The sequence below is a fragment of the Rhizobium sp. C1 genome, assembly GCF_021026335.1.
Classification (GTDB): Bacteria; Pseudomonadota; Alphaproteobacteria; order Rhizobiales; family Rhizobiaceae; genus Ensifer_A.
This window is the reverse complement of the sequence record NZ_JAJNCY010000005.1, coordinates 53,713-67,207: the sequence shown is the minus strand read 5'-3', so window position 1 is coordinate 67,207 and position 13,495 is coordinate 53,713. Positions and strand designations below refer to the sequence as shown.

Sequence of the window (13,495 nt, the reverse complement as noted above, 5' to 3'; positions counted from 1 at the left end):
TCGCGAGCAAAGCTTGCCGGTGCTGAAACAGTGGACAACAAAAACTAGATGGTTTATCTAGAAATAAATTCTAAAATGGAGAGTGTGATGTCCGCAGCCGCATCAAAGTTTGACTTCATCGTCGTTGGATCGGGGAGCGCCGGGTCGACGCTGGCCGCCAAACTCAGCGAAAGCGGCAAATACACGGTCCTGTTGCTGGAAGAAGGCGGCCAGGCCGGTTGGCTCAGCCTGCTACCCAAGGGCTACGGCAAGCTCATCTCCGATCCGAAACACGCCTATTTCTATCCGGTCGAAAAAGATCCGTGGGGGCCGGACAAGACCTGGATCCGCGGCAAGATGATCGGCGGTTCGAGCGCTATCAACGGAATGGTTTGGATCCGCGCTGGCCGCGAGGACTATGAAACTCTTGATCAGATGGGGCTCGAAGGCTGGAACTGGCAGACGCAGCTGCCCTATTTACGTCAGCTCGAGGACCATCAGCTGGGCTCAAACGAGTTTCGCGGTGCGGGCGGGCCGGTCGAGATCAACACGAACCCCAATCCGACGCGGCTTGCGGATGCCTTCGTCCAAGCGGGGCGCGCAATAGGGCTGCATGTCAAGAACGATCAGAACGGGCCGACGCTGGAGGGTGTGGGCTACGCCCAGTGGAATATCGACCGCAGTGGCAAACGCGTAAGCGCCGCCCGCGCCTTTCTCGATCCCGCAAGGAAGCGGACCAATCTCACGATCGTGACGGGCATGCGTGTCGATACCGTGGAGTTGACCGGCAACAAGGTCACTGGCGTGTCAGGCATTTCGAACGGCGGGAAAGTCACCTATTCGGCCGGGCGGGAAGTCATTCTTTGCGCGGGCGCATTGGCCAGCCCGCGTATCCTGCAATTGTCCGGCATCGGCGACGCAGACGTGCTGAAGGCAGCCGGGATTGCGATCCGCGTCCACAGCCCCAATGTTGGCCGGAAGATGCGTGAGCATCTGACGCTGCCGATCAATTTCCGGCTCCGGCATTGGCAGGACAGTCAGAACCGGGACTTCGGCGGCTGGCGTCTCCTCGCCAATGCCTGCAGATATTTTGCAACCGGCAAGGGACCCCTGTCCATAGGAGCGGCGGAAGCGATCGCCTTTGTAAAGGCACTGCCAAACGCCCCGCGCGCCGACACGCAGATCATGTACAATCCCTATTCCTACATTCTGGGCCCCAAAGGGATCGGCTTCGAAACGGAGCCGGGAATGCAGCTCTATTCCTACTATTTGCGCCCAAAAAGCCAGGGCAGTGTGTTGGTGAGGTCGAGCGACCCGAGCGCAGCACTTGTCGTCGAGCCGAACTGGCTTGACCACGAAGAAGACCGCGCCGGCACGATCGCTGGCACCCGCATGATCCGAAAGATCATGAGCCAGAGCGTTTTCCAGACCTTTGTCACAGGAGAAACCAGTCTGACCAGCCAGGCCCATAGCGATGATGAGATTCTGGACATGACCCGTGGTCTCGGACAGTCCGGATATCATGCTGTCGGCACGGCTGCGATGGGCGCTGAACCACAGGCTGTTCTAGACCCTCGACTGAGAGTCCGCGGCGTTTCCGGCCTTCGCGTTGTCGATTGCTCGATTTTCCCCGAAATTCCATCCGGGAACACAAATGCTCCCACCATGGCGGCCGGTCTCTATGCCGCGGACATGATTCTCAACGACGCGAAAGCTTGATCTGTACGCGAATGTTTGTGCGGCAGGTTTCACTTCGGCCCTTGGCTTGCGGCGCGGGTGAGAGTGAGCGACGAGAACGGCGTTTCGGTTTTGCCCCTCCCCCCACGTACCGGTGTCCGTCATGCGTGGTGTTTCAACCCTTTGTGCGCACTGCGTCGCGGAAATGATTGCCTCGATAGAAGCTCCGCGCTGGCTTGGTCTCTCATTGAGATCAGAACAGCTGAGTGTAACCGAAATTCTGAACGGCCCGTTCCGAATGTACGAATTCGGCGCGCCGACGGGTGCGACGCATCTTCAAAAAATCCGGGGCTCGAGACCGTCCTGCGATGTCGAGCCCCGGCGCATTTCACTCAGATGCCGATCAGTTCAGCCCCAGGGTGCCACGAAGCTTGGAGAGGTCTTCGGCCAGCGTGGTGATCGGTCCCGCAAGGGCCTTGCGGTCGCCATCCGTCAGTTTGTCATAGGTCTCGAAACCGTCCTTGGTCTTGTATTTGGCAAGGATGCCATCAACGGTCGCGAAATTCTCGTCGATCTTCTTCAGAAGCGCCGGGTCTTCCTTCTTGATCTGCGGCGTCAGCAGGTCGACGATTTTCTTGGCACCGTCGACATTGCCCTGGAAATCGAAGAGATCCGTATGGCTGTAACGATCTTCCTCGCCGGTGATCTTGGTGGCCGCCACTTCCTCGATCAGCGCGGCAGCACCCCCCACAACCTTTTCCGGCGGGAAGGTCAGGCCTTTCACGCGCTTCTGCAATTCGGTGACATCGGCATAGAGCTTGTCGGCAAGCGGGCCGAGATCCTTGGCGGAGTTTTCCTGGAACAGGCTGTATTCTATGCGGTGGAAACCGACAAAGTCGGCCGACTTTTCCTTCTGCTCGTGGTCGTCGGCGCGGGAGTCGATCGCGGCGTCGAGGTCGGAGAAGAGTTCGGCAACCGGCTCGATCTTTTCATAGGTCACGCGCGTCGGCGCGTAGAGCTTTTTGGCCTTTTCCAGATCGCCGGCCTTGACCGCATCGGTAAAGACCTTGGTGTCCTTGACCAGCGTATCGAGGTTCTTCTCCACATAGATCTTGTAGTCGGCGATCGGCTGGACGAGGTCTTCCGGGGCGACCTTGGCCTGGGCGAAACCCGTGCCGGCCATGAGAACCACTGCGGAGACTGCGGACAGAAGCGAAGTGCGACGTATCATAAAGCTTGTTCCTTGCTTGCATAGCGTGAGGGTTGAAGACAGTGGGGCGTTTCGGAATCTGCTTCAGCCACGGACATTCACCGGTCCGGTTGCCTCAAGAAGACCGCGCCCGAGGAAATCCTGTTCATCCTTGACGCCCGGCAGGGCGAAGAAATAACCGCCACCGATCGGCTTGAGATATTCTTCCAGTGGCTCGCCATTCAGCCTGTTCTGGACGTGAATGAATCCCTTTTCGAGATCGGCCTGATAGGCGATGAACAGCAGGCCCATCTCCAGCTGGCCCGCCTTGTTGACACCGTTGGAATAGTTGAACGGCCGGCGCAGGATGAGATGGGCCTCCGCCTCCTTGTCGCGTGGATTGGCAAGCCGGATATGCGAGGTCAGCGGCGTGACCTTGCCGTCCGGATCGGCGGCATAATCAGGCACGTCGGTTTCGACCTTGCCGTCCATTGGTGCGCCGCTGGCCTTCTGCCGGCCGAAGATCGTCTGTTGCTCCTGCAAGGGCGTGCGGTCCCAACGCTCGACGAAATTGCGGATGATGCGCACGGCCTGATAGCTGCCATGGGCGGCCCAGGCGGGCTCGTCGCTCTCCGGCTGCACCCAGACGATCCTGTCCATGAGGGCAGGATCGGCGGAGTTCGGATTGGCGCTGCCATCGCGGAAACCAAGGAAGTTGCGTGCACTTTCCTTCGCCTTTTCCGAATGCGGCGGCTGCACGGGCACACTGCCTTCCTGCTTCCATCGCACCATCATCAGATCCGGCGTATTCTTGATGATGTCGCGCAGGGCGTGAACATTGGTATCCTGCGTGTTGGAGCAGATCTGGATCAGGATGTCGCCGTGGCAAAGCTCATGCTGCAAGGCGTCGTTCGGAAAATCCTTCATCCTCTGAAGGCGCTTCGGCTTGGCGCTCTTCAGGCCGAAGCGGTCGTCAAAGAGCGTTTCGCCGATGGAAACGGTGATCGTCAGATTGTCCGGCGTGACCACCGGGCCGAGAATGCCGGAATCGGCCGGCGGGAATTTGGGGTCGAGCTGCGGAACAGGCCCCCCCTTCGTGAGAAAGGCGGCGCGTTCGGTCAGCGTCCGGAACAGTCGCTCCAGATCGCCGCGGTTCTGCGCCAGCACGTCGAAGGCGACGGCAAGGCCCGTTGCCGGGCGCGGCGTAACGATGCCGGACTGATGCAGACCGTAAAACGGCTGGCGTTCGTCCAGCTTGTCGCTTTCCGGCGCATTGGTGACATCGCTCGTGATCATGGTTTCGGAGGCGGCAGCGCTGGTTGCGCCGGCGATCACGCCCGCAGCCCCCATGCTCGCGCCGATCAGCAGGCGGCGGCGTGCCGGCGAAACGAGACTGTCCTTGTCCATCGTGTCTTTCAGGCTGGTCATCAGCTTAACCTCAAGGTTTCAAGAAGCTTGCCAAGATCGGCGGCAAGTGCTGCGGCCTGTTTCTTCAGGTCGGACTTGTCGTCTTCGGTCAGGGTTGAATAGGGAACATAGCCATCGGCGCGGTGATATTTGCCGAGCGTTTTCTGCAACACCACAAGATCGTCGCCGATCCGTTCGATCAGGGCGGAATGGGTCTTGGCGGCGACGGGCGCAATCAGATCGGTGACCTTCTGCACGCCGGCAAGCGATGCGTCGAAAGAGGCGAGATCGGTATGGGCATAGCGGTCTTCATCAAGCCCCGCGCCGGCGGAGGCAAAACGATCCATCGCGGCCGCCGCGCCGCTGATCATCTGCGCCGGCGTGATGCGCAGATCGTGGATGCGATCGGCAAGCGTCTGGGCATTGGCGGTGAGCTTGTCGGCGACAGGCGCCAGTCCTTCGAGACTGTTTTCAGCAAACAGCCCATATTCGATGCGATGCAGGCCGCCAAAAGCCGGATCCTGCTCCTTCTTCTCGAAATAATCGGCGCGGGCATCGATGGCGCTGTCGAGATCGGAAATCTGGCCGGCAATCGGCAGCAGGTGGGCATAGGCGATGCGCGCTGGCTCATAAAGCGCGCGGGCCTTGGCAAGATCGCCGGCCTTGATGGCAGCAGCCAGATCATTCGTCGCGGTGACGAAGCCGTCCGTCTCGCCCGCGAGATAGACCTTGTACTCGGCCATGGCGCCGATAAAGGCCTTCATCGAGGGCTGGGCCGTGGTTTGCGTTCCGGCGGCAGCCGCCGTGACATGCAGGGTGCCGCGCGGGTTCGACAACAGGCCGCAGGTGATCTGGTAGTTGCCGGGTTCCAGCGTTGCCGTCAGGTTCTGGGTGAAGCCGGGGGCGATGTTTTCACGCTCCTCCAGAACCATGACGCCATCGAGGATTTCCCATTCGACAGCGCGATCGGACGTGTTGACGATCCTGAAGACCGTCTTGCCCGCCGGCACGGTCAAGGCATTCGGCTCACAGCTTTTGCCGGCGATCGTCACCGTGACGGCACCGTCGGAAGCCGCCTTGCGCTCTGCCTGCGAATAGCGGGACGCATAGTAAAATGCGGCGCCTGCGGCGAGCACGAGCACAACGGAGGCGCCGATGCCGGCCATCAGAAGCTTGCGCGGAAGGATGTCCCTGGAGGGCGTGCCATTCATCGAGATCGATCTTTTCAGTGTTTGCGGACAGGATGGGAAGCGTGCGCACCCGGCGCCGGCTGATGCGGCGCGAGGAAGAGGAACAGCGTCATCGCCAGGAAGACCACATAGACCGTGACTTCGCTGATCGTCGGCGCATCGATATAGCCGAGAATGCCGCCCAGGACCGAGCCCAGCGGGCTATCAAGCGGCAGGCGCGCGCTCAGGTCGAAAACAACCGTCTGGAAGTGGTTCCAGAGGCCCGCTTCATGCAGCGCCTTCACCGCATTGGCCAGAATGCCCGCCGCGACGATGAGGATGAAGACGCCGGTCCAGCGGAAGAAGCGGCGGAGATTGAGTTTCAACCCGCCCATATAGATGCCGTAGCCGACAAGAAAGGCCAGAAGCACGCCGAGAAGCGCACCCAGCGGTGCCATAGCGCTGCCCGATTGCTGGAAGGTGGCCAGAAGGAAGAAAACTGATTCAAGACCTTCACGCACCACGGCCAGGAAAGCCATGGCCGCGAGCCCGAACCCTCCGGACTGCGACGCCAATGCCTCGTCGATGGACTGGTGCAGTTCGGCCTTGATGGAGCGGGCTGCCTTGCGCATCCAGAACACCATCGAGGTCAGCACGACCACCGCGACGAGGCCGATCACCGCCTCGAACAGCTCCTGCGCCTTCTGCGGAAATTCGGCGCTGATGACCTGCAAACCCGCGCCGACGAAAAGCGAGACCGCAATGGCAAGCAGGATGCCGATCCAGACAACGGGCATCCACATGCCGCGTCCGGTCTGCTTCAGATAGCTGGCGATGATCCCGACGATCAGCGCCGCCTCGACGCCTTCGCGGAACATGATGAGAAATGGTGCAAGCATGTCAGCGTCTTTGATATCGCTGGTGGACGGGAACAGACGTCTACGAAATAAGATAAAAATAGTCAACTTTATGGCAACATGATCAGGCGAACTTATTTCGGCTAATTCGTCATGGAATTTCCGGGTGGCGTCGCCTTAACCGTCTGGTTTGTATCGACTTGATATTCGAGCTCCATGACCGAAGCCCTACAAGCCCACTTCAAACGCCACCGCTTTCCCTTCGAGATCATCGCCCATGCTGTATGGCTCTCCTACCGATTTCCGCTCAGCTTCCGCGACATCGAAGATCTGCTCGCCGAGCGCGGCATTAACGTCTCATTTCAGACCGTCTCGGAATGGGCGGCGAAATTCGGCCTGAAGATCGCTCATCAGCTCCGCCGCCGCTCATGCGGCCACTTTGCCGACACGTGGCAACTCGATGTGATGGTGGTGGCGATCAAGGGAAAGAAATACTGGCTATGCCGAGCCGTCGATGCGAACGATGACGTCCTCGATGCCCTGCTGCAAAGTAGACGCAACAAGGCGGCAGCCTTGCGTCTGACGACAAAGCAGCTCAAGGATCAGGGTGCCGCCTCGCGCGTGATGGTGACCGACAAGCTGCGTTCCTATTCGGCCGCGAAGGCGGAACTGATATCGGGCGTCGAGCATCGCTCGTAGAAGGGATTGAACAACCGAGCCGAGAATTCTCACCTTCCCGTGCGACGACGAGAGCTATGCATGATGCGCTTCAAGTCCACGCGACAATGTCAGCGTTTCGTCTCAATTCATGGCCAGATCGCCAATCTATTCCCTCTCCACCGAAAATATTTGACCGCCGCAGACCATCGCCAGCTTCGCGCTCATGCTGTCTCGACCTGGCGAGAAATCGCTTTGTCGATTGACGCGTGAAATTCAGGACAAAGATATTGCTGCGTCTCAAACTCGGTTGAGGCGACCCCACCGTCCTCCTCGTGGATCGTCATGCCGGGCTTGACGTGATTGACCACGGTCGCCTCGACGATGGCGCTGTTGCGTTTGCGCCACCGCTACACAACAGACGGTGCTGGACGTCAAAACTCCGCCCATTCCTCTGTAGATTGCTTTGTCTGGGATGTAGAGCGCAACTGTTTTACAGGCTGATGCGAGCTGCGGCGTCTCGCAGTCGCACTTGGCGCGGCATTGCCGCGGCCCGAAATTTTGCCTGTGCGGAAGCGCTCGGCGAGCGATGCCAGCTGATCCGTGTCGCCGGACAGCGCCAGCGCCGCAGCTGTGGTTTCCTCAACCATAGCCGCATTCTGTTGCGTGACCTTGTCCATTTGATCGGCAGCAACTGAGACTTCCTTGAGCGAGATCGACTGCTCGCGAGCCAGACGCGCCATCTCCGTTATGATCGCCGAAACGCCCTCGACCTGGCTTACTATGCGCTCAAGCGAACTGCCGGACGCTGCGACGAGTTCGACGCCATGGCTAACCTGGTCAGTCGAAGCCGAAATAAGCGTCTTGATTTCCTTGGCAGCATCGGCGGAACGCTGCGCAAGCCCGCGCACCTCCTGCGCCACGACCGCGAAGCCTCGACCCGCGTCGCCGGCGCGCGCCGCCTCGACACCGGCATTGAGAGCAAGAAGATTGGTCTGGAATGCGATCTGGTCGATGACGGAAATAATATTGCTGATTCGGCCGGACGACGCTTCGATCGCTGTCATCGCTGCTATAGCCTGCTTGACCACGTCCCCGCCCTTGCTGGCTTCCGACTGCGCAAGCGTTGCGGCGGACTGCGCGTCATCGGCCCGTTCGACTGTATCGCCAACACCGCGGACGACTTCCGACAAAGCCGCCACTGTTTCCTCTAGGCTTGCAGCCTGCTGCTCGGTCCGCCTCGCCAGATCTTCTGTCGACACAGTGATCTCGCTCAAGCCGGAGCGCATCGTGCCGACCGCACCGACCACCGAACCGATCGTATCTTCGAGCTGCGCAACAGATACATTGAAACGCTGACGGATCGGTTCGAATTCGGGGGCCACCTGGCCGTCCATCCGAATGGTCAGATCGCCCTCGGCAAGACGGTCGAAACCTACCTCCACACTGTGCACGAACGCCCTCAGATCCTCCGCCTTTGCCTGATCGATAGCAGCCTGACGGTCTCGGCTCAGCGCCTGGGCCTGCCGTGCCTCACGCGCTTCCTGCTCAAGACGCTGGCGCTCCAGCGCGGCGTCCTTGAACACTTGAACAGCCTTCGCCATCGCACCCAGTTCGTCACTACGATCCTGGCCAGCAATCTCAACATCAAGCCGGCCGCTGGCCAGCTCTACCATCCGTTCGCGAAGCCGGTTCAGCGGCCGCGTAATTCCGCGCGAAACTATTGTGCTGCCGCCGGCCAGCAGCAAGATCAGCAGGCCGAACCAGGAGGCCGACTTTATCAAGTCCGCGCGGAGCGCCGCCTGAATGTCATCGACATAGACCCCCGTGAAGACAACCCAGTCCCACGGCTTGAAGTAGGCGGAATAGACATATTTCGGCGAGTCCGTATCCGCGTTGAGGCGCTTGTAGGAGTACCGCGTGAATCCGCCGCCCGACATCGCCTTCTGAATGACATCCTGATTGAAAAGGAAGCCGTTAGAGTCCTTGTTTTCCCAATAGTTCTTGTCTTCGATATCGGGGTTGGGATGGGCCCGCGATACGCCTTTCGAATCGAGAACTGCCAGATAGTCATTATTGCCATAGCGGATGGTTCGGATCACATTACGCCCTGCGATCTTTGCCTCATCCAGCGTCATCTCGCCCGCATCCACCTTCTTCTGAAGAGACGCCAGGATAGAAATCGTGCTTTGCACCTGAGACTTCAGAAGCTCGCCGCGTCCGGACCACAGCTGTTCGCGCGTCGTAAGCCATTGTGGGACTGCGAACGCAAAAACCCCGAGGATCGCGAGTATAACAAGTAAATTGATCTTCTTGACAACTGTCATCTTCACGTGAGGGTCTCCGTTCTGGCCCATATGCTGCGAACGCGTCGAACTGTGGTTGGAAACGGTTAAAAATTGATACGGAACTGACTTGAATTGACCATTAATCCTGAAATTCGCGCCTTCCGGCAGAAAAAAAGCATCATTGTTGAAGTCTTGGACAGCCGCCTGCCATGAAGTTCAATCAATGATCGTATTTTCTTTCGTCACGCGTGATGCGGTGCTTGCTTTTAAAGGCTCAAAGATATATCTTTAAGCCTAATATAACAGGTCCCTCGTTGCTCTCAGGTGCATGCAGTTTCTGGCTTTTTGGTCATAGACGATCGGGCAGTCGCGCTGAGGGACGTCGCCGACTGATCTGAAGGATGTTCATGCGGGCTTCTCGTGCGACCAGGTCCTGATATGCTCGCAGAACCGCAATCGGAATTTTCATCACATGGCTGAGACTAGTTCACCGACGCCGCTCTATTACCGGGTCTATGCCGTCCTGCGTGAAAGAATTGTCAGAGGCTATTACAGTAGCGACGTTCCGATCCCCAGCGAGGCGGAATTGGCGGAGAGTTTTTCCGTTAGCCGGATCACCATCCGCAGGGCTATGGAGATGCTGACGAAAGAAAGGCTTGTGACACGTACGCGCGGTCGCGGGACATTCATCAGCGATCGCTCCAGGGAAAACCGCCTCAACCGCGCGGTCGTCTCCAACATCAACGGTCTGTTCAGCTATCTGAACACAGTGGGAGAAAGTACGCGGCTGAAGGTGATCAGCCTCGACAAAGGTGAAGCGCCACCTCGCATCTGCGCCAGCATGAATATATCACCCCAGGCAGAACTGGTGCGCTCGGTCCGGGTCCGAGCCCTCGACGGGCGTCCCTATTCGCTGTCTATCGCCTATTTGCTGCCGGAAGTTGGCGGTTCGCTGAAGCGGGAGGATCTGGCGACGACCAACATGATCGACCTGGTCCAGCAGTCAGGAGCGGTCGTTGAAAAGGTCGAACAAACATTGACCGCCACGCTTGCTGACGATTATGCAGCCAAGCACCTCAAAATCCCCGTCGGCGCACCGCTGATGCTGGTGACGCGCCTGTTCTTCGATGCTCAAGGCAAGGCCTTTTATGCTGCGGAGATCTTCTACTGCGCCGATCGATACGAATACCGCGTTTCATTGACGCGCGAAGACGGGAAGGATTTTGCCCTCGGCAGTCATTAGAGTGCTTCTGGCCGCAGTTGCGCGGCCTCAGGCTTGAGATGCAGTGACAGCCTTTGCGCCTGCCTTCATCATCGCCTCCAGCATATCGAGCCGGGGTTCGACGGGTGCCGGATAGACGTCGCGGCCGTGGCGCAAGCCCAGCGCCAGGAATGTTTCGACGAGCTTGTAGGTCAGCGGGCCGGGATTGACGACCGGAACGGGCAGATTGGCGGCAAGATATTCACCCGCCTGATGCATTGTGGTGGATCCGAGGCAGATAACGTCGGCACCGTCTTCCTCAATGCAGCGCAGAGCGACGTCCCGCATTCTGGGAAAAACCTTGTCCTCCTTGCCGCCGAGCAGGTTAGAAAAGTCCGGCGGCTGATCGAAGCTGCGTACCGAGGCGCATTGGCGTTCGAAACCATACTCCCGGATCGCCTTGCGATAGCGCGGCAGGGCCGGCTCCCATTGGGCGAGAACGGAGAACCTTGCGCCCAGCGTCAGGGCATAGAGCATTGAGGCCTTGCCGGCGCCGACCACCGGAATGGAAAGAACCGAGCGCAGCATGGTCATGCCGCTATCCGACATCGTGTCGATGCAGACCGCATCGAATCCATCCGCTTGCGCGCGGCAGCCCGCCTCGAAAATCGCGAGGTCCATCAGGCCCCAGTCATGCGGCGACATGAAGGAGGTCGGGCCGCAGGTCACGGGACGATAGACGAGTTCCCAATCCTCGGGCAGCGGCACGTAGCGCGATTGCGCCTGACGATTGCGAACGCCTTCCTCATCGAGCGCAAAAGGAACGATCACCAGAATGCGTGTCATCGTGTTTCCTCCAGAAATGCAGCACCGGCAGCGCCAATGGCGCGGATCATGTCGTGCTTGGGTGCAAGCGGTGCAGGCCAGGTCGTCTTGCTGTGCGTGAGGTTCAGATCGAGAGCGATGGAGGCCAGCTGGTAAGTCAGCGGGCCGGGGTTGATCACCGGAACGCCGATGCGCTGCGAAAGCCAGGCATGGGCCTCATGCATCGTCGTGGAGCCGAGAATGAGAACATCGGCGCCATCTTCCTCGACGCAGGCGCGCGCTGCATCGAGAAGCAGTGGGAAAACCTCGTTCTCCTTGCCGGAAAGCAGGCTCTTGTTGTCAGGCGTGACGCCGAGCGAGCGCATCGAGGCACATTTGTGCTGCATGCCCAATTCGCCGAGCGTCTTGGTGTAGAGCATCTTCCATCGATCCCACATCATGAGGATCGAGAACTTCTCGCCGAGCATCTGTGCGACCAGCATGGAGTGCCGACCCGGCGCGATGACCGGGATCTTCAGCATGGAGCGCAGCATCGACATGCCGCTATCCGACATTGTGTCGATGCAGATCGCGTCAAAGCCTTGCGCCTCCGCGTCGAGGCCTGCATCGAGGATGGAGAAATCGGCCAGCGCCATGTCGTGCTGGCTGGAATAGTTCTTCGGTCCCACCCGCACCGGGCGGTACTCGAACGCGATCCCCGGACCGAGCCTGACGGCCTTCATCTGGGCTTCGCGACGTGCAAGATCCTCCCTGCCCATCGGGAACGGAACAATGACCATGACTTTCTTCATCATTTCCTCCTGTGGATGACGTGATGGATGCAGCTAGACTCTACTCTTCTGCGGCAATCCGGGCGGCGCTCAGACCTGCGAGGCGGCCGAATGTGGTCGCGGTCAGAAGCCCGTTGCCGGAGAGGTAGCCGTAGTTGGAGTCGCCCGAGACCCCGCGCGCCGCACCGCCGCCGGCGAGAAGATTGGGCAGTGGCGATCCGTCATCGCGCAGAACTCTCGCCTCTGCATCGATGACCAGACCGCCCTGGGTATGGAAAAGCGCTCCATTGACTTTGACGGCATAGAGGGGCGGATGAAGAACATCCTCGGGTGCAAAGCGCCGTCCGAAACGGTCGGCAGTGCCTGCCTGTGCGGCGGCCTCGATTTCGGCGAATTCGGCTTGAAGACGGTCGAGCGAAAGACCGGTCAGCGATGCCAGTTCGTCCAGGCTCTTGGCCTTCTTGACCGCGCCGAGTTTGCTGATCTCGCGGAAATCGTGAAAGCCCACGGCTTCGGCATAACCGGCCTCGCCGAATATGTCCCAGGCGACATGGCCAGGCTGCGCCGCGACTTCCGCGCCGTGTTCGGAATAGCCGCGCATCTCGTTGGAGAAGCGTTGGCCCTCGCTGTTGATCAGAATGCCACCCTTGGTAATGACGGCCCAGGTCAGGGGAAGCGAATGCGGGTGCGCCACCGAGCCGTGACCCTGATAGGCGCCCATGTCGGCGACGCCTGCCCCAAGTTCGAGACCCCATTTGACCGCATCGCCCGTGTTTGAAAGATGCCCGCAGCATTCCGCGTCGGCGATCTCGGGAATGTAGCGCCGCACCATGTCGGGGTCGCCGGCAAAGCCGCAGCATGCAAGCACCAGCGCCCGGCATCCCAGCACCTCGGCTGCTCCGTCCGGCCGCCTGAAACGGACACCCCGGATACGTCCGGTTTCGTCCGCAAACAGGTCTTCAACCGAAGCGCCCGTCACAAGATCGATGCCGGCATTGGAAACGGCCGCGAGCAGCGACTGCTCGAGATCGGCCCCGGTCCGGCTTTTTGGCCCGTGCATGCGCAGGCGGGAATGGCCGGGATAGAGAAAGCCGGTCACCAGTTCCAGTTCGACGCCGTGCCGGTCCATCAGCCAGTCGATCATCGGCCCCGCGGCGCGGGCGACGGCGAGCGCCTGATCGTAAGGTGTGTGATCATGTGTCTTGGCGACAAGATCGGCCGCGAACAGATCCGGACTGTCCTCGATCCCCGCTTCCTTCTGCAGGCGGGTCCCGGGTGCGGGAATGAGACCGGCAGACAGCGAGGTAGAGCCTTGCGGATTTTCATCCCGCTCCAGCACGATGACCTCCTGCCCCTCGTCGTGGGCGGCCAGCGCCGCCACCAGACCGCAGGCTCCTGCGCCGACAATGACGACCGGGATTTCATATTCGAATGCGATGCCTTCAGCGCTTAAGACGGGCATGATCGTGGCCTCCC

General features: G+C 59.8%; 10 protein-coding genes and 1 pseudogene. 3 read left to right on the top strand and 8 right to left on the bottom strand.

Features of this window, described 5'->3' with window-relative positions:
* The first annotated feature begins 87 nt into the window (after nt 1-87).
* Complete coding sequence (locus LQK83_RS12315) at nt 88-1,698, top strand: GMC family oxidoreductase (protein ID WP_230837701.1); 1,611 nt, start codon at nt 88-90, stop codon at nt 1,696-1,698.
* A 361-nt stretch (nt 1,699-2,059) separates the two neighbouring features.
* Here the strand turns inward: LQK83_RS12315 and efeO (LQK83_RS12310) are convergent, their stop codons facing one another.
* From efeO (LQK83_RS12310) to efeU, 4 genes are all read right to left on the bottom strand, one after another.
* Nucleotides 2,060-2,887, bottom strand: a complete 828-nt coding sequence (efeO, locus tag LQK83_RS12310; protein WP_442966749.1) for an iron uptake system protein EfeO — start codon at nt 2,885-2,887, stop codon at nt 2,060-2,062.
* 63 nt (nt 2,888-2,950) lie between these two features.
* Nucleotides 2,951-4,273 carry an iron uptake transporter deferrochelatase/peroxidase subunit gene (gene efeB, locus LQK83_RS12305; RefSeq protein ID WP_230837700.1) on the bottom strand — a complete coding sequence of 441 codons (1,323 nt, stop codon included), beginning with the start codon at nt 4,271-4,273 and terminating at the stop codon, nt 2,951-2,953.
* The gene (gene efeO, locus LQK83_RS12300) at nt 4,273-5,463 is read right to left on the bottom strand and encodes an iron uptake system protein EfeO (protein ID WP_230837699.1); all 1,191 of its coding nucleotides are present in this window, start codon (nt 5,461-5,463) and stop codon (nt 4,273-4,275) included. The genes efeB and efeO (LQK83_RS12300) overlap by 1 nt, the downstream gene beginning before the upstream one ends.
* 14 nt (nt 5,464-5,477) lie before the next feature.
* Complete coding sequence (gene efeU / locus LQK83_RS12295) at nt 5,478-6,320, bottom strand: iron uptake transporter permease EfeU (RefSeq protein WP_230837698.1); 843 nt, start codon at nt 6,318-6,320, stop codon at nt 5,478-5,480.
* 174 nt (nt 6,321-6,494) lie between these two features.
* On the opposite strand from efeU, the pseudogene LQK83_RS12290 reads away from it, so the two are divergent.
* Nucleotides 6,495-7,208 (top strand): annotated as a pseudogene (locus LQK83_RS12290) (IS6 family transposase).
* Nucleotides 7,209-7,369: 161 nt separating this feature from the next.
* On the opposite strand, the gene LQK83_RS12285 reads toward LQK83_RS12290, so the two are convergent.
* Nucleotides 7,370-9,262, bottom strand: coding sequence for a methyl-accepting chemotaxis protein (locus tag LQK83_RS12285; RefSeq protein WP_230837928.1), 1,893 nt, complete (start codon nt 9,260-9,262; stop codon nt 7,370-7,372).
* A gap of 433 nt (nt 9,263-9,695) precedes the next feature.
* On the opposite strand from LQK83_RS12285, the gene LQK83_RS12280 reads away from it, so the two are divergent.
* On the top strand, nt 9,696-10,466 hold the full coding sequence (locus LQK83_RS12280; protein WP_230837697.1) for a GntR family transcriptional regulator: 771 nt from the start codon (nt 9,696-9,698) through the stop codon (nt 10,464-10,466).
* Nucleotides 10,467-10,493: 27 nt separating this feature from the next.
* Here the strand turns inward: LQK83_RS12280 and LQK83_RS12275 are convergent, their stop codons facing one another.
* Genes LQK83_RS12275 through LQK83_RS12265 form a run of 3 tightly spaced genes read right to left on the bottom strand, consistent with a single transcriptional unit; the run spans nt 10,494 to nt 13,481 of the window.
* The gene (locus LQK83_RS12275) at nt 10,494-11,270 is read right to left on the bottom strand and encodes an aspartate/glutamate racemase family protein (protein ID WP_230837696.1); all 777 of its coding nucleotides are present in this window, start codon (nt 11,268-11,270) and stop codon (nt 10,494-10,496) included.
* Nucleotides 11,267-12,040: an aspartate/glutamate racemase family protein gene (locus tag LQK83_RS12270; protein WP_230837695.1), complete on the bottom strand. Its 774-nt coding sequence runs from the start codon at nt 12,038-12,040 to the stop codon at nt 11,267-11,269. Before LQK83_RS12270 ends, LQK83_RS12275 begins: the two co-directional genes overlap by 4 nt.
* A 40-nt stretch (nt 12,041-12,080) precedes the next feature.
* Nucleotides 12,081-13,481 carry an FAD-dependent oxidoreductase gene (locus LQK83_RS12265; RefSeq protein WP_230837694.1) on the bottom strand — a complete coding sequence of 467 codons (1,401 nt, stop codon included), beginning with the start codon at nt 13,479-13,481 and terminating at the stop codon, nt 12,081-12,083.
* Between the last annotated feature and the right edge of the window lie 14 nt (nt 13,482-13,495).

Bases quoted from the DNA above. Each gene is read 5' to 3' on its own strand.
- LQK83_RS12315 (WP_230837701.1), top strand. From the start codon at position 88: ATGTCCGCAGCCGCATCAAAGTTTGACTTCATCGTCGTTGGATCGGGG.
- efeO (WP_442966749.1), bottom strand. From the start codon at position 2,887: ATGATACGTCGCACTTCGCTTCTGTCCGCAGTCTCCGCAGTGGTTCTC.
- efeB (WP_230837700.1), bottom strand. From the start codon at position 4,273: ATGACCAGCCTGAAAGACACGATGGACAAGGACAGTCTCGTTTCGCCG.
- efeO (WP_230837699.1), bottom strand. From the start codon at position 5,463: ATGAATGGCACGCCCTCCAGGGACATCCTTCCGCGCAAGCTTCTGATG.
- efeU (WP_230837698.1), bottom strand. From the start codon at position 6,320: ATGCTTGCACCATTTCTCATCATGTTCCGCGAAGGCGTCGAGGCGGCG.
- LQK83_RS12285 (WP_230837928.1), bottom strand. From the start codon at position 9,262: ATGACAGTTGTCAAGAAGATCAATTTACTTGTTATACTCGCGATCCTC.
- LQK83_RS12280 (WP_230837697.1), top strand. From the start codon at position 9,696: ATGGCTGAGACTAGTTCACCGACGCCGCTCTATTACCGGGTCTATGCC.
- LQK83_RS12275 (WP_230837696.1), bottom strand. From the start codon at position 11,270: ATGACACGCATTCTGGTGATCGTTCCTTTTGCGCTCGATGAGGAAGGC.
- LQK83_RS12270 (WP_230837695.1), bottom strand. From the start codon at position 12,040: ATGAAGAAAGTCATGGTCATTGTTCCGTTCCCGATGGGCAGGGAGGAT.
- LQK83_RS12265 (WP_230837694.1), bottom strand. From the start codon at position 13,481: ATGCCCGTCTTAAGCGCTGAAGGCATCGCATTCGAATATGAAATCCCG.